At 67.9% G+C, this 22,931-nt stretch carries 26 protein-coding genes; 8 read left to right on the plus strand and 18 right to left on the minus strand.

The features are described 5' to 3' along the window. Positions 1-5: 5 nt before the first annotated feature. Positions 6-677, minus strand: a complete 672-nt coding sequence (locus tag O5K39_RS04290) for a bifunctional 4-hydroxy-2-oxoglutarate aldolase/2-dehydro-3-deoxy-phosphogluconate aldolase (RefSeq protein WP_271146053.1) — start codon at positions 675-677, stop codon at positions 6-8. Positions 678-827: 150 nt separating this feature from the next. On the opposite strand from O5K39_RS04290, the gene O5K39_RS04295 reads away from it, so the two are divergent. Next, the gene (locus O5K39_RS04295) at positions 828-2,537 is read left to right on the plus strand and encodes a bifunctional protein-serine/threonine kinase/phosphatase (protein WP_271146054.1); all 1,710 of its coding nucleotides are present in this window, start codon (positions 828-830) and stop codon (positions 2,535-2,537) included. On the opposite strand, the gene O5K39_RS04300 is transcribed toward O5K39_RS04295, so the two are convergent. Next, entirely contained in the window at positions 2,527-3,324 is a 798-nt protein-coding gene (locus O5K39_RS04300; protein WP_271146055.1) for an alpha/beta hydrolase, read from the minus strand. The two genes, O5K39_RS04295 and O5K39_RS04300, sit on opposite strands and share 11 nt — an antisense overlap. A gap of 45 nt (positions 3,325-3,369) precedes the next feature. Between O5K39_RS04300 and O5K39_RS04305 the strand changes: the two genes are divergently transcribed. Continuing rightward, entirely contained in the window at positions 3,370-3,627 is a 258-nt protein-coding gene (locus O5K39_RS04305; protein WP_271146056.1) for an Lrp/AsnC family transcriptional regulator, read from the plus strand. Positions 3,628-3,699: 72 nt separating this feature from the next. After that, entirely contained in the window at positions 3,700-4,062 is a 363-nt protein-coding gene (locus tag O5K39_RS04310) for a hypothetical protein (protein WP_271146057.1), read from the plus strand. Positions 4,063-4,132: 70 nt separating this feature from the next. Here O5K39_RS04310 and O5K39_RS04315 read toward each other — a convergent pair whose 3' ends face one another. The 13 genes from O5K39_RS04315 to O5K39_RS04375 all read right to left on the minus strand — a co-directional run bounded on the left by O5K39_RS04315 (position 4,133) and on the right by O5K39_RS04375 (position 16,436). Continuing rightward, positions 4,133-4,417 (minus strand): hypothetical protein, encoded by a 285-nt coding sequence (locus O5K39_RS04315; RefSeq protein ID WP_271146058.1) that lies wholly within the window; start codon positions 4,415-4,417, stop codon positions 4,133-4,135. Positions 4,418-4,551: 134 nt separating this feature from the next. After that, the gene (gene glk, locus O5K39_RS04320) at positions 4,552-5,529 is read right to left on the minus strand and encodes a glucokinase (protein WP_271146059.1); all 978 of its coding nucleotides are present in this window, start codon (positions 5,527-5,529) and stop codon (positions 4,552-4,554) included. A gap of 72 nt (positions 5,530-5,601) precedes the next feature. Then, positions 5,602-7,509: a phosphogluconate dehydratase gene (edd, locus tag O5K39_RS04325; RefSeq protein WP_271146060.1), complete on the minus strand. Its 1,908-nt coding sequence runs from the start codon at positions 7,507-7,509 to the stop codon at positions 5,602-5,604. Next, positions 7,509-8,216: a 6-phosphogluconolactonase gene (pgl, locus tag O5K39_RS04330; RefSeq protein WP_271146061.1), complete on the minus strand. Its 708-nt coding sequence runs from the start codon at positions 8,214-8,216 to the stop codon at positions 7,509-7,511. The genes edd and pgl overlap by 1 nt, the downstream gene beginning before the upstream one ends. Next, positions 8,216-9,679 carry a glucose-6-phosphate dehydrogenase gene (gene zwf, locus O5K39_RS04335; protein WP_271146062.1) on the minus strand — a complete coding sequence of 488 codons (1,464 nt, stop codon included), beginning with the start codon at positions 9,677-9,679 and terminating at the stop codon, positions 8,216-8,218. The genes pgl and zwf overlap by 1 nt, the downstream gene beginning before the upstream one ends. A 69-nt stretch (positions 9,680-9,748) precedes the next feature. After that, the gene (hisIE, locus tag O5K39_RS04340; protein ID WP_271146063.1) at positions 9,749-10,375 is read right to left on the minus strand and encodes a bifunctional phosphoribosyl-AMP cyclohydrolase/phosphoribosyl-ATP diphosphatase HisIE; all 627 of its coding nucleotides are present in this window, start codon (positions 10,373-10,375) and stop codon (positions 9,749-9,751) included. A gap of 8 nt (positions 10,376-10,383) precedes the next feature. Then, positions 10,384-11,151, minus strand: a complete 768-nt coding sequence (gene hisF, locus O5K39_RS04345) for an imidazole glycerol phosphate synthase subunit HisF (protein ID WP_271146064.1) — start codon at positions 11,149-11,151, stop codon at positions 10,384-10,386. Next, the gene (gene hisA / locus O5K39_RS04350) at positions 11,148-11,882 is read right to left on the minus strand and encodes a 1-(5-phosphoribosyl)-5-[(5-phosphoribosylamino)methylideneamino]imidazole-4-carboxamide isomerase (RefSeq protein ID WP_271146065.1); all 735 of its coding nucleotides are present in this window, start codon (positions 11,880-11,882) and stop codon (positions 11,148-11,150) included. Before hisA ends, hisF begins: the two co-directional genes overlap by 4 nt. Continuing rightward, complete coding sequence (gene hisH / locus O5K39_RS04355) at positions 11,879-12,475, minus strand: imidazole glycerol phosphate synthase subunit HisH (RefSeq protein WP_271146066.1); 597 nt, start codon at positions 12,473-12,475, stop codon at positions 11,879-11,881. Before hisH ends, hisA begins: the two co-directional genes overlap by 4 nt. Beyond that, positions 12,472-13,896, minus strand: coding sequence for an imidazoleglycerol-phosphate dehydratase HisB (gene hisB, locus O5K39_RS04360; RefSeq protein ID WP_271146067.1), 1,425 nt, complete (start codon positions 13,894-13,896; stop codon positions 12,472-12,474). The genes hisH and hisB overlap by 4 nt, the downstream gene beginning before the upstream one ends. Next, positions 13,893-15,215, minus strand: coding sequence for a histidinol dehydrogenase (gene hisD, locus O5K39_RS04365; RefSeq protein ID WP_271146068.1), 1,323 nt, complete (start codon positions 15,213-15,215; stop codon positions 13,893-13,895). The genes hisB and hisD overlap by 4 nt, the downstream gene beginning before the upstream one ends. After that, positions 15,215-16,096: an ATP phosphoribosyltransferase gene (gene hisG / locus O5K39_RS04370; protein WP_271146069.1), complete on the minus strand. Its 882-nt coding sequence runs from the start codon at positions 16,094-16,096 to the stop codon at positions 15,215-15,217. Before hisG ends, hisD begins: the two co-directional genes overlap by 1 nt. 7 nt (positions 16,097-16,103) lie before the next feature. Then, on the minus strand, positions 16,104-16,436 hold the full coding sequence (locus O5K39_RS04375) for a YerC/YecD family TrpR-related protein (RefSeq protein ID WP_271146070.1): 333 nt from the start codon (positions 16,434-16,436) through the stop codon (positions 16,104-16,106). Positions 16,437-16,601: 165 nt separating this feature from the next. Here O5K39_RS04375 and O5K39_RS04380 point away from each other — a divergent pair, with 165 nt between their 5' ends. The 3 genes from O5K39_RS04380 to O5K39_RS04390 all read left to right on the plus strand — a co-directional run bounded on the left by O5K39_RS04380 (position 16,602) and on the right by O5K39_RS04390 (position 19,146). After that, positions 16,602-17,801 (plus strand): aspartate aminotransferase family protein, encoded by a 1,200-nt coding sequence (locus O5K39_RS04380; RefSeq protein WP_271146071.1) that lies wholly within the window; start codon positions 16,602-16,604, stop codon positions 17,799-17,801. Positions 17,802-17,946: 145 nt separating this feature from the next. Beyond that, positions 17,947-18,861 (plus strand): ornithine carbamoyltransferase, encoded by a 915-nt coding sequence (argF, locus tag O5K39_RS04385; RefSeq protein WP_271146072.1) that lies wholly within the window; start codon positions 17,947-17,949, stop codon positions 18,859-18,861. A 108-nt stretch (positions 18,862-18,969) separates the two neighbouring features. Beyond that, positions 18,970-19,146 (plus strand): DUF1508 domain-containing protein, encoded by a 177-nt coding sequence (locus O5K39_RS04390; RefSeq protein WP_271146073.1) that lies wholly within the window; start codon positions 18,970-18,972, stop codon positions 19,144-19,146. 69 nt (positions 19,147-19,215) lie between these two features. Here the strand turns inward: O5K39_RS04390 and rimM are convergent, their stop codons facing one another. From rimM to ffh, 3 genes are read right to left on the minus strand one after another with little or no spacing between them, the layout of a single operon-like run. After that, positions 19,216-19,746 (minus strand): ribosome maturation factor RimM, encoded by a 531-nt coding sequence (gene rimM, locus O5K39_RS04395; protein WP_271146074.1) that lies wholly within the window; start codon positions 19,744-19,746, stop codon positions 19,216-19,218. A gap of 59 nt (positions 19,747-19,805) precedes the next feature. Next, positions 19,806-20,384 carry a 30S ribosomal protein S16 gene (gene rpsP / locus O5K39_RS04400; protein ID WP_271146075.1) on the minus strand — a complete coding sequence of 193 codons (579 nt, stop codon included), beginning with the start codon at positions 20,382-20,384 and terminating at the stop codon, positions 19,806-19,808. Positions 20,385-20,409: 25 nt separating this feature from the next. Further along, a complete protein-coding gene (gene ffh / locus O5K39_RS04405; protein ID WP_271146076.1) occupies positions 20,410-21,948 on the minus strand; it encodes a signal recognition particle protein in 1,539 nt (512 codons plus the stop codon). Between the two features lie 257 nt (positions 21,949-22,205). Between ffh and O5K39_RS04410 the strand changes: the two genes are divergently transcribed. Continuing rightward, a complete protein-coding gene (locus tag O5K39_RS04410; protein WP_271146077.1) occupies positions 22,206-22,472 on the plus strand; it encodes a type II toxin-antitoxin system Phd/YefM family antitoxin in 267 nt (88 codons plus the stop codon). Positions 22,473-22,505: 33 nt separating this feature from the next. Beyond that, positions 22,506-22,901, plus strand: coding sequence for a type II toxin-antitoxin system PemK/MazF family toxin (locus O5K39_RS04415; protein ID WP_271146078.1), 396 nt, complete (start codon positions 22,506-22,508; stop codon positions 22,899-22,901). The last annotated feature ends 30 nt before the right edge of the window (positions 22,902-22,931 follow it).

Genomic DNA, 22,931 nt, shown 5'->3' on the forward strand with positions numbered 1-22,931 from the left:
CTGGCTCAGCTCGCGCGGAAGGCCGCGATGGCATCGACGGTGGCCCGGACCTGGGTCTCGATCCCGGCCCAGTCGCCGGCCTTGACCGCCGCATCGGTGATCAGCTTGGAGCCCATGCCTGCCGCCACGATGCCCGCGCCGAACCACTTGGCGATGGACGCTGCGTCCGGATCGACGCCGCCGGTCGGCATGATCTTGGTCCAGGGCATGGGCCCCAGCACCGCCTTGACGAAGTCCGGTCCGCCGACCGAGGCCCCGGGGAACAGTTTGATGATCTCGCAGCCCAGCTCCTGCGCCTCGCCGATGTCGCGCACCGAACCGCAGCCCGGGAAGTAGGCGACCATGCGCCGGTTGCAGACCCGCGCCACGTCGGGCACCAGACAGGGGCTGACCACGAACCGCGCGCCGCGATTGAGGAACTGCGCCGCCGTGCCCGCATCGATGATCGAGCCGATGCCGAGAACCACGTCCGGGTCGGTCTTGATCATCTCGCGATTGATTTCGCCGAACAGGTCGCAGGCGAAGTCGCCGCGATTGGTGAACTCAACGGCCTTGGCTCCGCCGCGCGCACAGGCCCGGATCACGTTCAGACAGACCTCCGGGTCCGAATGATAGAAAACCGGCGCGACGCCCTGGGTCTGGAGGGCGGTCAGGACGCTGAGGCGATCGATGGGCATGGGGCTCTCCGGAAGATGCGATCTGCGTCGCCGCTGGGGCCGTGCGCGTCAAGGGCGAGGGCGGTAAACCGGTATCAATCCGTGTGACGAGGCTCCCGGCCCCTTGACCTCGCCCGCCGCGGCCTCCCTTGTCTTCACAGGGGGCACGGCATGAGCACGGACGGCGATCTGGAGGTGGCGGCGGGGTTTGCGACGGCCCTGGGGCCGCGCGCGGACAACCAGGATTTCGGCGGGGTCCATATCGGATCGCCGACGGAGCAGCGGCTGCACGGGATCGTCGCGGTGGTCGCCGACGGAGTCTCGGGGTCCAAGGCCGGGCGGGTGGCGTCCGAACTGGCGGCCCGCAGCTTCATCGACGGCTATCTGAGCCAGAACCCGCTGGGCGGGATCGCGGCGGCGGGGGTGGCGGCGCTGCGGGGGTTCAACCGCTGGCTCCATGCGCGGGGCAAGGCCGACCCGGCCATGGCGGGGGCGGCGACGACCTTCACCGCCCTGGTGCTGCGCGGGCGCGAGGCGACGGCCCTGCACGTGGGCGACAGCCGGGCCTGGCATTTCCGTGACGGCGTCCTGACCCGGCTGACCGAGGATCACACCTTGTCGCAGCAGGGCCTGAACCATGTGTTGTACCGCGCCGTCGGCATCGAACAGGACGTCAAGCTGGACGTCCGGGTCCAGCCGCTGAAGGCCCACGACCGGCTGTTGCTGACCAGCGACGGAGTCCACGGCGTGGTGGACGATGAGGCCCTGTGCCGCCTGTTGGCCAGGCGTGCCTCACCCGATGCGGATGCGCAGGCCATCGTCGAGGCGGCGACGCTGGCCGGGACGCGCGACAATGCGACGGCCATCGTGCTGGACGTGGTTCGCATCGCGGCCCTGGACCGCGACGCCATCGGTGCAGAGGCGCAAGGCCTGCCGATCCTGCCGACGCCCAAGGTCGGCGACAATGTGGATGGCTATGCGCTGGAGCGGGCGCTGTCGGACGGGAAATACACGCGGCTGTTCCTGGCGCGGGACGGCAGCGACCCGACGCCGGTCGTGGTCAAGTTTCCGAAACCCACCCTTTTGTCCGAACAGGGCGCGCGGGCGGCCTTTCTGCGCGAGAGCTTCATCGGGCGGCGCATCGACAGTCCCTTCGTCGGCAAGACCCTGGCGGTCGATGCGGGGCGCCAGAGCCGGCTCTATATCGTCCAGCCCTTCTATGACGGCCAGACCCTGCATGGGCGGCTGGCGGGCGAAGGTCCGCTGGACATCCAGTCGGGGGTCTCCACGGCGATCCGGCTGGCGCGTGGGGTGGAGGCCCTTCATCGCCAGACCATCACCCATCGCGACATCAAGCCCGACAATGTCATCCTGGAAAAGGGAGGCGGACTGAAGCTGATCGACCTCGGCGTCGCGCGCCTGCCCCGGATCGAAGGGTTCGGCGCGGAGGATTTCTCCGAGAACGAGGCACCGGGGACGCCGGGCTATATGGCACCGGAGCTTCATTCAGGTGCGGCCGGCGACGCCCTCAGCGACCAGTTCGCCCTGGGCGTGACCCTCTACCGGATGTTCTGCGGGCCCCAGTATCCGTGGGGCCAGGCCGAGGGTCGCCCCCGTTTCGATCGGCTGACGCGGCCGACGACGCACCGGCCCGACATGCCGGCCTGGCTCGAGGCGGCGATCGTGCGGGCCGTCGCGCCCGACCCGGACGACCGGTTCGCCGACGTTCAGGAACTGATCCATGTGCTGGAAAGCGGCAGCGCCACGGCGGCCCCGATGGCCGACAGCCTGTCGCTGATGGAACGCTATCCGGTGCGCTTCTGGCAGGCGGTTTCGGCGGTGCTGGCGGTGCTGCTGTTCATCGCCGTGGTCACGCGCTGAGGGCCAGATCGGCGATGCGGGCGACCAGGGTGCTGTCCGGATCGGCCAGAGGGCCCAGCACGGTGAAATGATCGAGGGTGCCCAGCGCCTCGAACCGGGTCTGCGCGCCGCCTGCACCCCAGACCTCGGCCATCGTCCGGCTCTGACGGAGGAACTCCGAGGTCTCGCCGCCGCCGACGATACAGTCGAGGACCGCTCCCTCAGGCACGGTCCAGCCCAGCGGGCTGAGGCGGGCGACTTCGGGTGGGTCGAGACGCAACGCCGTGTTGATCGAGGTGTGAACCAGCGGCCGTAGGTCGAAGACGCCGGAGATGGACACCGCGCGCTCGGCCCGGCCCTCGCTGAGCAGACAGGCCGCCAGATGGCCGCCGGCGGAATGGCCAACGAGGACCGGGGGCCCGCCGGCGCGCTCTGTCAGCAGGGCCGTCGCCGTGCGCATCTGATCGACGATGGTGGCCAGCGACACCTCCGGGCACAGGTCGTAGCCGGGGATGGCCACGCTGATCCCGTGGGCCAGCAACGGCGGGGCGATCCAGCTGAACCAGGACGGATCCAGCGCCTGCCAGTAACCGCCGTGGATGAAGGCGACGATCGGCGTGCCCGGCCCGGCCTCGAACAGGTCGATCGTTTCGCGCGGGCCGGGACCGTAGCGCAGGACGGTCGGCGGATGGGCTGCCCGGGCGGCCTGGGCCTCGGCCTTCCAGCGGGCCATGACGGCGGGGTGGTCGGGACAGGCGGCGCGGTTGTTGTAGCCCGCTTCGAGATCCGGTCGGCTCTTACCCGTCACGTTCGCATCCGCTAGGAACGGCTCCAGACACGGGAGCCTTCGGCCATGATGACCGCCATCTTCGTCTTCATCAAATGCGAGCTGGGCCACGCCAACGACGTCGCCGCCGACATGGTGGACAATGTCGAGAACGTCTCGGAGGTCTATTCGACCTCGGGCCAGTACGACCTGCTGGCCAAGTTCCAGCTGCCGAAAGAGATGGACATCGGGACCTTCGTGACGAAATCGGTCCAGACCCGGCCGCATATCCGCGACACCTTCACCGTCATCACCTTCTCGCCCTTCCTGCCGACCGGGAAATAGCCCACCGAGACGGGTGATGGTCATGCAACGGTCGCGAACGTCGCCCAGTCAGGGCGAAACGGAGTTTCGACCATGCGCCTGATCCTCATCGCCGCCGCTGCCGCTCTTCTGGTTTCCGCCTGTACGCCGATGGCCGACAGTCCCGCGCCGTCCGGGCCGGTCCAGAGCGCCGACGCGGCCTCCTGTGCGGCACGAGGCGGCGAACTGCGGCGGGTCGGCCGGATGCAGAGCCAGCAGTGCATCCTGAAATACGCCGACGCCAACAAACCCTGCACCGACAACGGCCAGTGTCAGGGCGATTGCCGGGTCGAGGGCTCGATCAGCACGCCGGCCGGGGCGTCCGTGGCGGGACGCTGCACGGTGGATAGCGATCGCTTCGGCTGTCACACCACGATCACGGGCGGCAAGGCCGATCCGACGCTGTGCATTGATTGATATCAGCAACCACGAAAAAGCCCCCGCCGCTTCTGCGACGGGGGCCTGATCGTATCGGTAGAGAAGCGGCTTAGTGCTTCGGCGCCGTGTCGCCCGGAGCCATCGCGCCGGTCGAGGGCGAGGTGTTCGGGGTGTTGGCGGTGGTCATGCCGCCGTCGGCGTTGCCGGCTTGCTGCTCGATCACGTCGGCCTGGGCGTTGAGGGCCTTTTCCTCGGCTTCGTTCGGGGTCGCGGCGGCCTGGGCCTCCAGCGAGTCCGCCTGGACCTCGGCGGCCTTGTCGGCGGCGCTTTCGCCGCAGGCGGCGACGCCGGCCAGCATGGCGACGGCAGCGGAGGCGATGATCAGTTTACGCATGGGGTAGTTCCCTTCCTGTTGGAAAGACCCAAACGGTGCCGCTTCAGATTGGTTCACGTGCCCGTGATGATTATTTGATGGTGCAGCGCACTGTTATTGCTAAGCTTTAGGGCGTTCCCAGCATAACGGCGGTCTCAATCCGCCACCGCGAAGGCCACGCGGGCCGCCCCCAGCAGGGCCGCATGCTTGTGCAGGATCACCTTGGTGGGGATGGCCGCCATATAGTCCTGGAACCGGCCCTTGCGTTCGAAACGCTCGCGGAATGGGCTGGCCTGGAGGAAGGGCAGGATGCGTGGCGCGATGCCGCCGGCGATATAGACTCCGCCACGCGCGCCCGTCGTCAGGGCGATGTCGCCCGCCACCGCCCCCAGGATGGCGCAGAACCGGGCCAGGGTCGCGCCGCAGTGACTGCGCGGATCGTCCAGCGCTTCCTGGGTGATCTGGGCCGGGTCGTCGATATGGGTCTCGCGCCCGTCGATCTCGGCCAAGGCGCGGTGCATGTTCAACAGGCCGGGCCCGCAGATCAGCCGCTCGATCGAGACCCGGGTATAGCGTTTGCGCAGGATCCTCAGGATCTCGTCCTCGATCGGATCGCCGGGGGGGAAGCAGGCGTGGCCCCCCTCGGACGGCATGGCCATCTCGCCGCCGCGGCCGTCGCGGACCAGGGCCGAGACGCCGAAGCCGGTGCCGGGGCCCAGGACTGCGACCGTGGCGTGCTCCTCGCCCTCGTCGGGGCCGCCCAGCGAGGCCAACTGATCGGCCGGTACGACCGGTGCCCCCCAGGCCAGGGCCTCGAAATCATTGATCAGGCGTGCGGGCTTGAGCCCCAGTGTCTCCAGCTCGGCCTCCGATACCCGCCAGGGCGAGTTGGTCAGGTCGATCTCGCCGTCGGTCACCGGCCCGGCGACCGCCAGGACGCAGGCCGTGGGCTTGATCTCACAGCCGTCCAGATAGGCCCTGATCCCGCCCAGGAAGGTCGGGTGTTCGGCCGCCGGAAAGCTCTGATGGTTCTCCAGCACAGGCCTGCCCTCGACCATATGGGCCAGGGCGAAGCGGGCGTTGGTGCCGCCCACATCGCCGACGAGCAGGGTCTTGTCCCATTGAACAGTCATAAGCGTCCTCCGATGGGCCCTGTGCTCGCCACGCGGTGGCTCGCGAGGTGAGGGCCGTTTTTCTTGTTGTTCTTAAGCGTCCACGGCCCGATCGACGAGATTGGGTTCGGGCGGCGTGTCGGTGTGCCGCGCGGAACCGGGCACGGGCAGGAAGCAGACCGAGGCCCCTTCCTCCGCCGTCCCGACGACGTGGCGGAAGGCGGCGAACAGTTCGCGGCCATAGCCCCAGGATGCACCCTCCGAGTGGGCGGCGGCACGCTCGACCCCCGGGCGCGACGTCAGATCGACCCCCCCGACCGTGGACAGGACACCGGCGTCGGCGTCCAGACGGATGAGGTCCCCGGTGCGGACGTGGGCGAGCGGACCCCCGGCCAGGGCCTCGGGGCTGACGTGGATGGCGGCGGGCGTCTTGCCCGACGCGCCCGACATCCGGCCGTCGGTGACCAGGGCGACCTTGAACCCCTTGTCCTGAAGCACGCCGAGCGCGGGCGACAAGGAGTGAAGTTCCGGCATCCCGTTGGCGCGCGGCCCCTGGAAGCGCAGCACCACGATGACGTCGCGGTCCAGCTTGCCTGCCTTGAAGTCGGCCAGGACGTCTTCCTGGGTCTCATAGACCTCGGCCGGAGCCTCGACGATGCGGTTCTCGGGCTTGACGGCCGAGACCTTGATGACCGCCCGGCCGAGGTCGCCCTTGACCAGCCGCAGTCCACCCTCGACGTCGAACGGGTCCGATGCGGGGCGCAGGATGTCGCGATCCAGGCTTTCGGCCACGCCGTCGCGCCAGACCAGTTCGCCGTCAACCATGGACGGTTCCTGGAAATAGGCCTCGATTCCCTCGCCCATGATGGTGGTGACATCGGAATGCAGGATGCCCGCGCCCGCCAGTTCGCGGGCCACGAAGGCGACCCCGCCGGCCGCCTGGAACGCGTTCACATCGGCCGAACCATTGGGATAGACCCGCGCCAGCAGGGGCGTCGCCGACGACAGCTGGTCCATGTCGGTCCAGTCGATCAGGACCCCGGCCATCCGGGCCATGGCGACCAGATGGATGGCGTGGTTGGTCGATCCGCCGGTGGCCAGCAGCGCCACGATCATGTTGACGACCGACTTCTCCGACACGACGTCGGCCATCCGGCACTCGCCGCTGCGGGCCAGTTCGACCGCCCGCTTGGCCGCCGCTGCCGTCAGGGCGTCGCGCAGGCCGGTCTCCGGGTGGACGAAGGCGGTGGAGGGCATGTGAAGCCCGCCCAGCTCCATCATCATCTGGTTGGAGTTGGCGGTGCCGTAGAAGGTGCAGGTGCCGGGCGAATGATAGGAGCCGATCTCCGAGTCCAACAGGGTCTGGCGATCGACCTGGCCTTGGGCATAGAGCGCCCTGACGCGGGCCTTCTCGGCATTGGGGATGCCGGACGGCATGGGCCCTGCGGGGGCGAAGACGACCGGCAGGTGGCCGAAGGCAAGTGCCCCCATAAACAGGCCGGGCACGATCTTGTCGCAGACCCCCAGCATCATGGCGGCGTCGAAGGCGTCGTGGGTCAGGGCCACACCGACCGACATGGCGATGGCGTCGCGGCTGAAAAGGCTCAGCTCCATCCCGGGGCGGCCTTGGGTGACCCCGTCGCACATGGCGGGCGTGCCCCCGGCGACCTGAGCCGTCGCCCCGACCGTGCGCACGGCCTCGCGGATCACGGCCGGGAAACGCTCGAACGGCTGATGGGCCGACAGCATGTCGTTATAGGCGGTGACGATGCCGACGTTGGGCCGGGACCCGTCCATGGCGGTCAGCTTGTCGGCGATGGTCTGGCCGGCGAAGGCGTGGGCCCAGTTGGCGCAGGACAGTTTGGCGCGTCCGGTCCCGGAATCACGGGCGGCGTCCATGCGTCGCAGATAGTCGGCGCGAAGCTCGGCCGAGCGGGCCGTGATGCGGGCGGTGACCTCGGCGACGACCGGGTGCATCGGCGGGCGATTGAAGTGGGGCATCAGTTCGCCTCCGTCCAGACGACTTCGAGGGGGACCTTGGCCGCGATCAGGGCGGCGATCGGCTGGAGGGCGGGATCGCCCGCTGCCTCGCGCTCGAACACGGCGCGCTTCTCGGCACCCTTCAGGCCCAGGATGACCCGGCCCGCCGTCATCAGATAGGGCAGATTGATCGACAGCCTCTCCAGGCTGGGGGCCATGCCGTCGCGGCCGTGGGGCACGCCCAGAACCGTGGGCTTCAGCGTCGGGGACAGCAGGGTCTTCAGCGTCGGCGAGTTGGGGAACATGGAACAGATGTGTCCATCCTCGCCCATGCCCAGCAGGACGGCGTCGAACCGGCCCCCGGCCTGGGCCAGAGTATGGGCGGCGAGCGCAGCGGCCCGGTCCACCGTCACGGCGGCATGATAAAGGGGCAGGAACCGCGCGGCGGCGGCCGGACCTTGCAGCAGCACCTCGCGGATCAGCCGCGCGTTCGACTCCGGCGAGGTCTCGGGCACATAGCGCTCGTCCACCAGGGTCACGGCGATCCGGTCCCAGCCGATGTCGGCCTGGGCCAGGCGGGCATAGACCGGCGCGGGCGTCGATCCGCCCGGACCGGCGAACAGGGCCCAGCCGGTCTCGAGCACGGCGGCGCCCAGGGTCTCCTCGATCCGTCCCGCGATGGAGGCGGCCCAGGTGTCGAGAGTGGGGAAGGTTTCGATCTCTACCATCAGTCGCGCACGTCGATCGTGTTCCAGTCGCGCCCGGTGCGGGCCATCAGCATGTCGGCCGTGTCGGGACCCCAGGTGCCGGCGACATAGTCCTGGGGCTTCACATTTCCGTCGGACCAGGCCTGGGAGACCTCATCGACCCATTTCCACGCCTGTTCCGCCTCGTCCCGGCGCACGAACAGGGTCGAATCGCCGTTCAGGGCGTCGAGAAGAAGCCGCTCATAGGCGATGCGGCGGCGCGGCGGGGTCTCGGTCTTGTCGCGGAAGCCCCAGCTCAGGCTCATCTTGATTGGCTGGAGCTGCATCTGGGCATCCAGACCGGCCTTCTTGTTCATCACCGTCAGGGAGATGTCTTCCTCGGGCTGAAGCTCGATGATCATCCGGTTGGCCTGGGGCTCGCCCTCGCGACCGTCGAAGATCGAATGGGGCAGGGGCTTGAAGGCGATGACGATCTCGGTGCGCTTCTCCGGCAACCGCTTGCCGGTGCGCATGAAGAAGGGCACGCCGGCCCAGCGCCAGTTGTCGATGTCGGCCCGGATGGCGACGAAGGTCTCGGTGTCCGACGGCTGGCCGCGTTCCTCGTCATAGCCCTTGACCGTCTCGCCATCGACGATGCCGCCGACGTACTGGCCGCGCACCGTGACCCGCTCGGCCTCCTCGTGGGTGATCGGGCGCAAGGACCGCAGAACCTTGACCTTCTCGTTGCGCACCGACTCGGGATCGAGGTCCGACGGCGGCTCCATCGCCACCAGACACAGCAGCTGGAGCATATGGTTCTGCAGCATGTCCCGCAGCGCGCCGTATTCGTCATAGTAGGGCCAGCGGTCGCCGACCCCGACCGTCTCGCCGATGGTGATCTCGACGTGATCGATGTTCTGGGCGTTCCACAGGGGCTCGAACACCGTGTTGCCGAACCGCAGGGCAATCAAATTCTGGACCGTCTCCTTGCCCAGATAGTGGTCGATGCGGAACACTTGGCTTTCCGAAAATGCGTCCGAGACCGCGTCGTCGATCTCGCGGAAACTGTCGAGGTCGCGCCCGACCGGCTTTTCCAGAACCACCCGGTCGTTGGCCTCGGCCAGACCCGCCGCGCGCATGGCCGTGACGATGCGAGCATAGAGGGACGGAGAGACAGCGAGGAAGGACGTCACGTCCCCGTCCCCGACCTTGTCCTTGAGGGGTTTCAGGCTCTCGGCACTGGTGGCGTCGACGGCCAGATAGTCGAGGCGGGCCTTCATCCGCGACCAGGTCGCCTCGTCCCAGACGTCGTCGGCCCTGGCCTTGCTCTCGCAGGCGGTGCGAACCTTTTCGATATATTCGTCGGCCGTCTCTTCGGAGCGGGCCGCGCCGATGATCTTCAGGTCCTCGGGCAGGCGGCCTTCATGGTCGAGGAAATAGAGCGAAGGCAGCAGCATCCGCATCGCCAGATCGCCACCGCCGCCGAACAGCACGAGTGCCGCCATGCTTGTCGTCCTTCCTGCCTTGCCTGATCTCGTTCGCGGTCCCGAATGACGGTAGCGCGGCCGGACAGCTCAGGTTGCGTCTTTGGCTGGTTGTGCCCGCCGGGCCAACACGTCGAGAACGTCCTGAAACGACATGTGACGCGCCCGTAACAGAACCAGCAAGTGGTAGATCAGGTCCGCGCCCTCGCTGGCCAGTTCTTCGTCGGGCCCGGCGACCCCGGCCAGGGCCGTCTCGACGCCTTCTTCCCCGACCTTCTGGGCCAGGCGTTTGGGTCCTTCAGCGATCAGGCGGGCGGTGTAGCTGACGGACGGGTCCTGCGCCGCGCGTTCGACGATGGTGCGTTCAAGCGCCGCGATCCGACCCACGCCGGGAGCCTCGTCGTTCCCGAAACAGCTGGTCGTCCCCAGATGACAGGCCGGCCCCATCGGCCGCACGCCCAGGACCAGGGCGTCGCCGTCGCAGTCGGGGGTGATCGACACCACCGTCTGCCGGTTGCCGCTCGTTTCGCCCTTGCGCCACCGCCCTCCACGCGAGCGGGAATAGAAGGTGGCCTCGCCGGATGAAATCGTCTCCTCCAGCGCGGCGCGGTCCATATAGGCTAGCGTCAGCACTTGAAGTGTATCGGCGTCCTGCACGATGGCCGGGATCAGGCCGTCGCCCTTGGCGAAGTCGAGGGTGTCGGGATCGAGTGTCATTGGAACAGTCACAGCCTCACCTCCACGCCCGACGCCGCCAGCGAGGCTTTCAGGTCCGGGATCGCGATCGCACCGGTGTGGAACACGCTGGCCGCCAGTGCGCCCGACACATTGGCGCGGTCGAAAACGTCGAGGAAATGCGACACCGCCCCCGCGCCGCCCGAGGCGATCAGGGGGATGGTCAGGCGCGAGCGGGCGTCGGCCAGTTGAGCGGTATCATAGCCCTGACGCACCCCGTCCTGATCGATGCAGTTGAGCACGATCTCGCCTGCGCCGAGCGTTTGCGCTTCCACGATCCAGTCCAGTGTCCGGCGTCCGGCCAGGCGGCGCGCATCGGGGTCGCCCGTGTATTTGTGAACGACATATTCGCCGTTCTCGCGCCGGGAATCGACGCCGACGACCACGCACTGGCTGCCCAGCCGCGCCGCCATCTCGCCGATCAGCTCGGGGCGCTCCAGGGCCGGCGAGTTGATCGAGACCTTGTCGGCGCCGTGGTCCAGACAGGCGGCGGCCTGATCCACCGACCGGATGCCGCCGGCCACGCAGAAGGGGATGTCCAGAAGCCGCGCGATCGACTTGACCCAGGTGTAGTCCAGCGTCCGGCCCTCGGGCGACGCGGTGATGTCGTAGAAGACCAGTTCGTCGGCACCCTCGTCGCGATAGCGGGCAGCCAGCTCGGCGGCATCGCCCATGTCGATGTGGCCCTCGAACTTGACCCCCTTGACGACGCGGCCGTCCTTGACGTCGAGGCAGGGGATGATCCGCCGCGCCGTCATCGGGTGGCCTCGATGGCCTGACCGGCAGTGAACCGGCCCTCGTAGATGGCGCGGCCGACGATGGCCCCGTCGCAACCGATGGCGGCGGCGGCCGTCAGGTCGTCCAGCGACGACACCCCGCCCGATGCCTGTATCTTCAGGTCGGGCCTGCGCCGCCGCGCCTCGCCCAGCAGGTCGAGGTTGGGACCGGTCAGGGCGCCGTCGCGACCCACGTCGGTGATCAGGACGTGACTCAGCGTCCCGGCGGGATAGCGGTCCAGCGCGCTCCACAGGTCGAACCCGGCTGCCTCGGTCCAGCCCTTGAGCGACGGCGTCGGAACTCCGTCCTCGCCGACGCGGACATCGAAGGCCAGCGTCAGCCGCTCGGGTCCGAACCGCGCCAGCCAGGCCGCGACCTCATCCGGCTTCGTCACCGCCAGCGATCCGACGACGACGCGCGTGACACCGGCGTCCACCAGCCGCTCGACATCCTCGGCCGTGCGCACCCCGCCGCCCGACTGGATCGAGGCCGTCGTCCCGGCGGCCAGCTTGCCGATCAGTTCATGCTGCACGGCTTTGCCCGCCTTGGCCCCGTCCAGATCGACGATGTGCACCCAGGTCGCGCCCTCGGCCACGAAACCGGCCAGCCGGTCGGCGGGATTGTCGTCGTACTGCGTCACCTGATCGAACCGGCCGTGCATCAGCCGGACGCAGACGCCCTCCCTCAGGTCGATGGCGGGATAGATGATCATGTCAGGCTCAGGAAATTCTTCAGGATACGCGCGCCGGTCGCCGCCGAACGCTCTGGGTGAAACTGGCAGCCCCAGCGATTGCCCGAGCGGACCACGGCAGGGACATCGGTCCCATAGTCGGCGCAGGCGATCGTCGCGTCGCTGTCGGGACAGACGAAACTATGGACGAAATAGGCATAGTCGCCGTCGTTGACCCCCTCCAGCAGCGGGTCGGGCTGACCCCGGTCCAGCTGGGTCCAGCCCATGTGCGGCACGGTCAGGTCCGGCCGGACGTTCAGCCGGGTCACGGTTCCGGGGATGAAGCCGAGCAGATCGACGCCGTTGCCTTCCTCGCTGCGCTCGAACAGCAGTTGCTGGCCGAGGCAGACGCCCAGCAGCGGCCGCTCGAACGACCGGATCGGGTCGATCAGGCCCAGTTCGGCCAGCCGCGCCATCGCATAGCCCGCCGCGCCGACGCCGGGCAGGATGACCTTGTCGGCCGAGGCGACAACTTCAGGGTCCGAGGTGATGACGGCCTCGCACCCCAGCCGCTCCAGCGCGAACTGCACCGAGGCGGTGTTGCCGGCCCCGTATCCGATGATGGCGACGGTCACAGGACACCCTTTGTCGATGGAACGGCGTCGCCTTCGATGCGGATGGCCTGTCTCAGGGCGCGGCCGAAGGCCTTGTAGACGGCCTCGGTCTTGTGGTGGTCGTCGTCGCCGGTGACCTTGACGTGGATCGCGGCGCCCATAGCCTCGGCCAGCGAGCGGAACACATGGGCGGTCAGGTCGGTACGGTATTCGCCGATCATGGGGGTCGAGAAGCTTCCCTCGAACAGTGGATAGGGACGGCCCGACAGGTCGATGGCGATATGGGCCTCGGCCTCGTCCATGGCCAGGACGAAGCCGTAGCGGGCGATGCCGCGCCGCTCGCCCAGCGCCTGTTTCAGGGCCTGGCCCAGGGCGATGGCGCTGTCCTCGATGGTGTGGTGGGCGTCGGTGTGCAGGTCGCCTTCGCAGGCCAGCCGGATCGAGAAGCCGCCGTGGGCCGCGACCTGTTCTAGCATGTGATCGAAGAAGCCGACGCCGGTGTGGATGGCGACGGGACCGGGGCTGTCCAGATCGACGGCGCAGACGATCCGCGTCTCCTTCGTATCTCTCACGGCCTGGCCGAGACGGGCCGGGCGACTGCGCGGCGGGGTCAGGCCCAGCGCCAGCAACAGCCGGTCGTTGACCTCGGGCTTCAGCGAGATCGGCAGGCGCAGCCGGTCGCCGGAGCGGTCGGCGGCCACGCCGTATTTCGCAAACTCGGCCAGCAGGGCTTCCGGATCGGTGGGCCGGGCCATCAGGATGGGGCCGACGCCGGTCTCGACCGTCATCAGCCGTGACACTTCGCGGGCGATGCGGGCGCGCTCGCGCTTGACGCCTGTGATCCGTTCGGCGGTCTCGATCATCCGCGACGGGTCGAGCGCCTGTTGCGCCAGTCGGACCAGCGGTTCGGGCAGGGCATAGGGCTCGAGCATGGCCGACAGCCGGGCCAGGGTTGTCGCCTGGGCGAGCGCGGCACCGACGCGGGCACCGGCCAGCCCATAGGCCAGGGACAGGCTGCGCAGGACTACGAGGTTGGCGTGGGCGTCGAGGATGGTGGCGGCCGACGCCGTGTCGGCGAACTCGATCAGGCCTTCGTCCACGACTAGCAGAGCCGGGGCGACGCGGGCGGCCATCTCTGCGACCGCCTCGGGCGAGCCGAGGGCGCGGATGACGACCGCAGCGGTGTCGCCCTTGCGGCCATAGATGGCGTCGAGGCGGGTATAGGGTTCGGCGTCGGGGGCCTGAACACTCTGGTTCGCTTGCGCGGCCAGACGCCAGACCAGTTCCAGCCCGTGGGTCAGGCCCCGGATCGGCAGCACCTGCTCGGGGGGCACGCGGTAAATCTGGGCCATGCGCGCGGCCAGCGCCGACGGATCGGCCGGATAGCGGTCGAGGCCGTCGCCGCCTGCGACCAACGGGGGATAGGGAGCGGGCAGGGTCATACCGCGCTCCTCAGATCCGCCGCCCGCGCGTGGGCTTCCAGGCCTTCCAGCCGCGCCAGTCGGGCCGCCACGGGGGCCAGCACCGCCGCGCCCGCTTCCGTCACCGTCTGGACCGACATGGTGGTCATGAAGCTCGACGTCGTGATCCCGCCCAGAGTCCGGGCCCCGCCGTCGGTGGGCAGGACGTGGCTGGGGCCCGCCGCGTAGTCCCCCAGGGTCTCGGCCGCGAAACGGCCGACGAAGACGGCGCCTGCGGCGGTGATGGAGGCGACTAGGGCCTCGGCGTCCTCCGTCTGGATGGCTAGGTGTTCCGGTCCGTACAGGTTGGTCACTTCACAGGCGGTCGCCGTATCGCTCACCTTGATGATCCGGGCTTCCGCGAGCGAGGCGCGCGCGATCTCGGCGCGGGGCAGGGTCTCGAGCTGCTCCTCGACGGCTTCGAGGATGGCGTTGATCGTCGCGGTCGAGTCGCAGACCAGGATGACCTGAGCGTCGGCGTCGTGTTCGGCCTGGCTGAGCAGGTCGGCGGCGGCGATCTCGGGATCGGCCGACCCGTCGGCGATGACCAGCAGTTCCGACGGTCCCGCCGGCATGTCGACCGACGGACCGCCGGGCAGGGACGAGGCATATTTCTTGGCCTCGGCGACATAGGCGTTGCCGGGTCCGAACAGCTTGTCGCAGGCCACGATCTCGCCGTCGTCGAAGGTCGCGCCGAAGGTCATGGCCGCAATCGCCTGGGCCCCGCCGACAAGCCACAGGGCGTCCAGCTCGGCCTCGGCGGCGGCGATGATCATCGCCGGGTGGACCCCGCCGTCCTTCGACGGAGGCGTGACCGCCACTCGCTGGCGCACCCCCGCGACCTGAGCCGGGATGGCCAGCATCAGCAGGGACGAGAACAACGGCGCCGAACCGCCGGGCACATAGAGGCCCGCCGCGCCGATGGGGCGCCAGACCAGTTTCGAGCGCACGCCCGGTGTGGTCTCGACGAACGCGGTGTCCTCGGGCCGGGTCGCCTGGTGGAAGACGCGGACATTCTCGGCGGCGATGCGGATGCAGCGCGTGTCGGCGGGCGGCAGGGCGTCGCGCGCGGCCGCCACGACATCCGGCGTGATCGCGATGCGCCGGGGCGGGGCCTTGTCGAGCTTGATCGCCCAGTCGGCGACGGCGGCGCCGCCCCTTGTCTGGACGTCGTCGAAGATCTCCCGGACCACGTCGGTGACGCGGCCCTCCGTTCTCTGGCGCGGGCGAGCGAGAGCGGCCTTGCGCCCGGCGGCATCTAGCGACGCCCAGTCAATGCGTTTGAAGGCGGTCGTGGCCATCACATCATCTTCTCGATCGGCAGCACCAGGATAGCGGAGGCTCCGGCCGCCTTGAGCTTCTCCAGCGTCTCCCAGAACACCGCTTCCTGGCAGACGGCGTGGACGGCGACGGCGTCGTCGCGGCCCATCAACGGCATGACTGTCGGCGCGCCGGCGCCGGGCAGGATGGCGGTGATCGCGTCGAGGGCCGAACGTGGGGCGTTCAGCATCACATATTTGGCCCCCTGCGAGGACACCACGCCCGCCATCCGCTCGACGATCGAATCCAGCAGGTGTTGCAGGGCGGGCTCCGGCGGGGTCGGAGACTTGATCAGGACGGCCTGGCTTTGCAGCACCGTCTCCTTGGCGATCAGGCCGTTGGCCTCCAGCGTCGCGCCCGTCGAGACCAGGTCACAGATCGCGGCGGCGAGCTTCAGCCTCGGCGCCACCTCGACGGCACCACGCATGGTCACGATCTCGGCCCCGATGCCCTGGTCGTCCAGATAGCGTTGCAGGATCTTGGGATAGGAGGTCGCGATCCGCAGTCCGGCCAGCGAGCGCGGGCCCGCATAGGTCATGGTCGGCGGCACCGCGAGCTTCAGCGTGCAGCGGCCGAAGCCCAGCGGCATGACGACCTCGGCATGGCTGCCGCCGTTCTTGTCCTCCTCCAGCACGTTCTCGCCGACGATGCCGAGATCACAGACGCCGTCGGCGACAAACGTGGGAATGTCGTCGTCGCGGACCCGCAGCAGGTCGATCGGATAGTTCTCGACCTTGTACAGCAGGTCGTTGGCGCCTTTGACCCACTTGAGACCCGCGTCGCGGATCAGGTCGAGGCTGCGTTCGGACAGGCGGCCGGATTTCTGGATGGCGATGCGAAGTCGCCCCTGGACGGTACTCATGGAAATGTCAGGCTTTCGAGTTCAGACGATCGAGCACCAGGCGATAACCCTGATGCGGCATCTCTTTCAGGAACCGCGCGACGCGCACGACGGTGGTGGGGCTGGCCCCGGCCTCCAGCGCGATCTCGCGATAGGATTTGCAGTTCTGCGCCAGCAGCCGGGCGACGGCCCAGCGTTCGGCGAAGGCGCGGACCTCGGACGGGGTGCAGAGGTCGGCCAGGAAGGCATCGACCTCGTCGCGCGTCTTCAGCGACAACAGGGCGTCGAACAGCGCCGCCCGATCGGCATCCGCCGATCGTGAGGCCTTGTCGGGGGCCGGGTTGGGAAGGGCATCGGTCATTGCGGGCGTTCCACTATGCTGTAACACTGGAACGGTCAAGGCGTTTCGATGTCGCGATTCGGAGCCGTGAGTTGACTCACCTCGTCTCGCGTCCGACAACGTCGCTTTAGGAAAGTCCCGCCGCGCCCGCGTCGGGGCTTCATTGCTTTTGGAGGTACAGGTCCCGTGTCCACAAGCCATCTGATGGGTGTCTACAATCGCGCGCCGCTGGAAGTGGATCGCGGGCGAGGCATGCGTCTGTGGTCGGTGGACGGCACGGAATACCTAGACTGCGTTTCCGGCATCTCGACCAACGCTCTGGGTCACGCCAATCCGATCCTGGTCCAGGCGGTCAAGGACCAGGCCGAGAAGCTGTGGCATGTGTCCAACATCTTCCGGATTCCGGACCAGGAAAAGCTGGCCGACATGCTGTGCGAGCATTCGTTCGCAGATGCCGTCTTTTTCACCAACTCGGGCACCGAGGCGGTCGAGTGCGCGATCAAGACCGCGCGCAAATACCACCACCACGCCGGTGCGCCTGAGCGGATCGACATCTACGGCTTCGACGGATCCTTTCACGGCCGTACCTATGGCGCGATCAACGCGGCGGCCAACCCCAGCTATACCAACGGCTTCGGTCCGCCGATGGAGGGCTTCCACCAGCTGACCTGGGGCGACCACGAGGCGCTGAAGGCCGCCATCGCCGCCCCGACGACCGCCGCCATCATCGTCGAGCCGGTCCAGGGCGAGGGCGGTTGCCGCGCCATGCCGGACGTCTGCCTGCGCGGCCTGCGCGAGCTCTGCGACCAGCACGGCGTGCTCATCATCTTCGACGAGGTCCAGTGCGGCATGGGCCGGACCGGCAAGCTCTGGGCCCACGAATGGGCCGGGATGGAGCCCGATATCATGGCCATCGCCAAGGCCCTGGGCGGCGGCTTCCCCATCGGGGCCTGCCTGGCGTCGGAGAAGGCAGCGTCGGGCATGACGGTCGGAGCCCACGGCTCGACCTTCGGCGGCAATCCCCTGGCCATGGCGGTTGGCGTTGCGGCCTTCGGCGAACTGGTGAAGCCCGCGCTGATCCAGAACGTCAACGAGATCGCCGGCTACCTGAAGCAGCAGCTGCACGGGCTGAAGGAACGGTTTCCCGACGTGATCGCCGATGTGCGCGGCAAGGGTTTGCTGATCGGGGTCAAGCTGATCCCCAACAACCGTGACTTCATGGCCCTCGCGCGCGATGAACAGCATCTGCTGATCGCCGGCGGCGGCGACAATTGCTGCCGCATCCTGCCGCCGCTGAACATCACGCTCGATGAGGCGCGCGAGGCCATCGAGAAGTTCGAGGGTGCCTGCGAGGTGGCCCGAGCGCAGATGAAGGCGGCGGCGTAAGTTCACCACCTCCGCTCATCCCGGCGAAAGCCGGGACCCAGTGTTTTGGGCGATCGGAGTTCAATATCCACCACGGCTGCTCATCCCAGCCGCTCTGCCACACTTAAGAACTGGGTCCCGGCTTTCGCCGGGATGAGCGGAAATCATGGTCAGACACTTCCTCGACATCCACCGTCTCTCCGCAGAAGACCTGCGCGCGATCCTCGACGACGCCCATGCCCGCAAGGCCGCCCGCAAGGGCTGGCCCAAGGGTCGCGCCGATGCCGACGCACCGGCCAGGGACCGCGTCCTGGCCATGATCTTCGAGAAGAACTCGACCCGCACCCGGTTCAGCTTCGACGCCGCCATCCGCCAACTCGGCGGATCGTCGATCATCGCCACCGCCTCGGACATGCAACTGGGTCGCGGCGAGCCGGTCGAGGACACCGCCAAGGTCCTGTCGCGCATGGTCGATGCCGTCATGATCCGCGCCAATTCCCATGAGGACGTCGAACGGTTCGCCCGCGTCTCGACCGTGCCCGTCATCAACGGCCTCACCGACCGATCACACCCGTGCCAGATCCTGGCCGACATCATGACCATCGAAGAGGCCAAGGGTCCGATCTCGGGCAAGACCATCGCCTGGGTCGGGGACGGCAACAATGTCTGCCATTCCTTCATGCATGCGGCGCCCAAGCTGGGCTTCCACTTCAACGTCGCCTGCCCCGCCGAGTATCACCCCGACCTCCACGACCTGGCCAGGGGCGGCAACGCCGTCACCCTGACGTCCGATCCGAACGAGGCGGTGCTGGGCGCCGACGTCGTGGTCACCGACACCTGGGTGTCGATGGGCGACAGCGACTATGAGCAGCGCCTGCATGCCTTCGAGACCTATGGCGTCGACGAGGCCCTGATGAACAAGGCCGATCCCGCCGCCGTCTTCCTGCACTGCCTGCCGGCCCACCGTGGCGAGGAGGTCACCGACGCGGTCATCGACGGACCGCGCTCGCTGGTCTGGGACGAGGCAGAGAACCGCATCCACGCTCAGAAGGCGGTTCTGGCCTGGTGCTTCGCCGGCTGACGGTTCGCGTCGTCCGAAGTGAGCGGTGGATGACATTTCGGGATTGACGCCGGGGTGCGACGCCGTAGCTTGGCCGCAGTCCGACAGGACCCATCCAAGGAGGCCCCCGTGGCGCACAAGTTCGAAGTCTACAAGGACAAGGCGGGCGAGTTCCGCGTCCGCTTCAAGTACAATTCAGAGGTGATTTTCGCGACCGAGGGCTATTCCGACAAGTCGGGGGCCAAGCGGGCGATCGAGTCGATCAAGAAATATGTCGGCGACGCCGAGACGGTCGAGATCGAGTAGTCGTACCTGCACCATTTTGATCCCGGGCCTCGCGACCTTGTCGCGGGGCCCGTTTCGTTTCAGGCACCCTCAGTCCGGCTCGCGTTCGCCAACCTCTACGGGCCGCTCGGCCAGGAGCCAGCCGTCGGCGAGATGAAGCTCGGGCGTCGTCGCCTTGGTGAAGGGCAGGAACCAGGTCGGGCCACCGGTCGCGGGCGAGATCTCGAGCATGTCGTCGGCACCGAAATTCTGCACCGCCCGCACCGTGCCCAGCACGACGCCTTCCGGGTCGCGGGCCTCGACGCCGATCAGGTCGGCCAGATAGACCTCGTCTTCGTCCGGCTCTGGGAACCGGTCGCGCGGGACGTGCAGCTTCAGCCCGCGCAGAGCGTCTGCCTCTTCTTTGGTCCTGATTTCGCTGGCCCGGCCGATAAGGCCGTCCTTGGTCGCCCGTGTGGCCGTCAGGGTCAGGCCCGGTGATCCATCGGCGCGCAGCAGCGGGCCGTATGCGGTCAGCGCTCTGGGGTCGGCGGTATAGGCCGTGACCCGCACCTCCCCCTTCACACCGAACCCGCCGGCGACCTGGCCGACGAGGATGAGTTTGGGCTGTGCGTCCGTCATGTCCGTGAACCCCAGGCCCGCTCATCCCGACAAAGGCCGGAATGAGCGGAGGTTGAGGCTTAGGCCTCGGTCTTTTCGTCTTCGGCGGTGCCTTCGGCCGGAGCCTCTTCGACGGCGACCTCGGCCGAACCTTCAGCTTCAGCGGCCGGAGCCTCTTCGGCCGGGGTCTCTTCGACGACCGGAGCGTTCTTGGCGGCTTCGGCAGCGGCGGCGGCGTCTTCCTTGGCCTTCTGGGCGGCTTCGGCGGCCTCGATCTTGGCGGCGGCTTCAGCCTCGGCGCGGTCGGCTTCGCGCTGGGCGCGTTCGGCCGAACGCTCCTGGGCCTTCTTGCCCGGGGCACCCTTGGTCGGGTTATTGGATTGCGTCCAGGCGACCTTGCCGACCAGGGCTTCGTCGGTGCTCTGCGAGATGAAGCGGGCCACGCGGTCGGTCGGCTGGGCGCCCTTGGACAGCCACTCCGAGATCCGGTCGGCCTTCAGGGCGACGCGGGGCTTCTCGCCGTCCTTGGGCAGCATCGGGTTGTAGCTGCCGACCTTCTCGATGAACTTGCCGTCGCGGGGCGAGTGCGAGTCGGCGATGACGATGTGATAGTAGGGGCGCTTCTTGGCACCACCGCGGGCCAGTCGAATCTTCAGCATTTTCAGTCTCTTTCGTTAAGTCGGATTATTTCTTGATGGGAAGTCCGGGCAGGCCCGGAAGCCCTCCCGGCAGTTGTCCGCCGCCCAGACCGGCGAGCCGGTCCTGAATGGCTTTCATCTCGTCGGCCGAGGTGTCGGGCAGCTTGCCGCCCCCCATGGCCTGAAGGCGTTTCATGTCGGCGCCCGAGCCCATGCCGGGGACACCGGTGGGGCCGCCGAGGCCGCCCAGCATGGCGGCCATCTGCTGCATCTTGCGCGGGCCGCCCCTGGACATGGACTTGACCATGTCGGCCATCTGGCGGTGCTGTTTCAGCAGGCGGTTGATGTCCTGGACCTCGACCCCGGCACCCGCCGCGACGCGCTTCTTGCGGCTGGCGTTCAACAGGTCCGGCTTCTTGCGCTCGGCCTTGGTCATGGAGCTGATGATGGCTTCCTGGCGCGCGATCGATTTGTCGTCGACGCCGCTCTCGGCCATCTGGTTCTTCATCTTGGCGACGCCGGGCAGCATTCCCATGATGCCCTGAAGCCCGCCCATCTTCTTCATCTGCTGGAACTGGGCGGCCAGGTCGTTCAGGTCGAACTGGCCCTTGGCCAGCTTGCGGGCCATGGCCTCGGCCTTGGACTGATCCAGTTCCTGGGACGCCTTCTCGACCAGGGCGACGATGTCCCCCTGGCCCAGGATGCGGCCGGCGACGCGGCGGGCGTCGAACACGTCGAGGGCATCGACCTTCTCGCCCGAGCCCATGTATTTGATCGGCAGGCCGGTGACCGCCCGCATCGACAGCATGGCACCGCCACGCCCGTCGCCGTCGGCGCGGGTCAGGACCAGGCCGGTCAGCGGTAGCCGCTCGTGGAAGGCCTTGGCGGTGCGCACCGCGTCCTGGCCGGTCAGGCTGTCGGCGACCAGCAGCGTCTCGACCGGATTGGCGACGGCGGCCACCTCGGCCACCTCGGCCATCAGGGCCTCGTCCAGAGTGATCCGCCCGGCGGTGTCGAGGATCAGGACGTCGAAGCCCTGGAGTTTCGCGGACGTCAGGGCGCGCCGGGCGATCTGGACCGCGCTCTCGCCCGCGACGATCGGCAGGACGGCGACCTCGATCTGCTTGCCCAGCTGGGCAAGCTGCTCCATCGCGGCCGGACGGCGCGTATCGAGGGATGCAAGCATGACCTTCTTGCGATCGAACTTCGTCAGACGCAGCGCCAGCTTGGCCGAGGTCGTGGTCTTGCCCGAGCCCTGCAGGCCGGCCATCAGGATGACGGCGGGCGGCGCGGCGTTCAGGTTGATCGGGGTCGGCTCCTCGCCGCCCAGCATCTCGATCAGGCCGTCATAGACGATCTTGACCACCTGATCGGCCGGCTTGACCGAGCGGATGACGTCTTCGCCGGTGGCGCGTTCGGTGGCGAAGGCGATGAAGTCCTTGACGACCGGCAGGGCGACGTCGGCCTCCAGCAGGGCCACGCGAACCTCGCGCATCGCCTCGGAGACGTCCTTCTCGGACAGGGCTCCACGACCGGTGATCCGGTCGAAAACGCCTGTCAACCTTTCGTTCAGAGCCTCGAACATGAGCACCTCAAGAGGCGGTCGAACCACACTCCATACGAAAACGGCCTCTGGCGACGCTCACGTCGGCAGAGGGTTCTCGCCTGCCTCGTCCATCGCGATGATGGGGACGTGCAGGTGGAGACGCAGGTTCAATTGCGCCGGAAGGCGCGGCTTATGGCGGAAAAGGGAGGTGGAGGCAAGGTAGGCGATCTGTAACCGTCTGCCTCACTGGACGCGGATCCGCAAAATCCGTATGATCCGCATCAGAGGAGGCCCCCATGATCGAAGTATCCGCCACCGACTTCGCCAAGAAGATGGGCCAGTATCGCCGGGCTGCGCATCGGGAGCCTGTCGCGGTCAGTGATCGGTCGGGGATCACCGAGGTTCTGATCTCCAAGGCCGATTTCGATCACTATCAGGAATTAAAGGCGCGCGAGACCAAGGCCTATTTCGTCTGGGATTTGCCGGACGATATCGTTGAGGCAATCGGCAAAGCGGAAATGGACCCGCGTCACGCTCACCTCGACGCCCTACTGGACGAATAGAGCGTGGCCTTGCCGAGGCCGGAGCCCGGGCTCGTGATTGCCCTGAACTATCTGTGGCGTCGCGAGGCGGATACTGGTCGCGAAGAGGCCCGCTATCCGCGTCCATGTGTGATTGTCTTGGCGCTTGAAACGAGGGCTGTTGGTCCGAACACCGTCGTGACGGTTCCGGTCACCCATTCTGCTCCGCGTGACAGCACATCCGCGATCGAACTTCCGCCGTCGGTGAAGAAAAGCCTTGGACTGGATGATCTTCCATCATGGATCGTTACGGACGAAGCCAACATCTTCCAGTGGCCCGGTCACGATCTGGCACGAAGGCGCGACGGTACCGTCGAATACGGATTTCTGCCGCCCGGCCTGTTCGCCCGTGTACGGTCGAGCGTTGAGGACACCATCAAGCAGGGTCGGTTGAAACGCGTATTGCGTTGACGAAACACGGTCAGCCGACGTCACATGATC

Source organism: Brevundimonas sp. NIBR10 (genome assembly GCF_027912515.1).
Taxonomy (GTDB): domain Bacteria; phylum Pseudomonadota; class Alphaproteobacteria; order Caulobacterales; family Caulobacteraceae; genus Brevundimonas.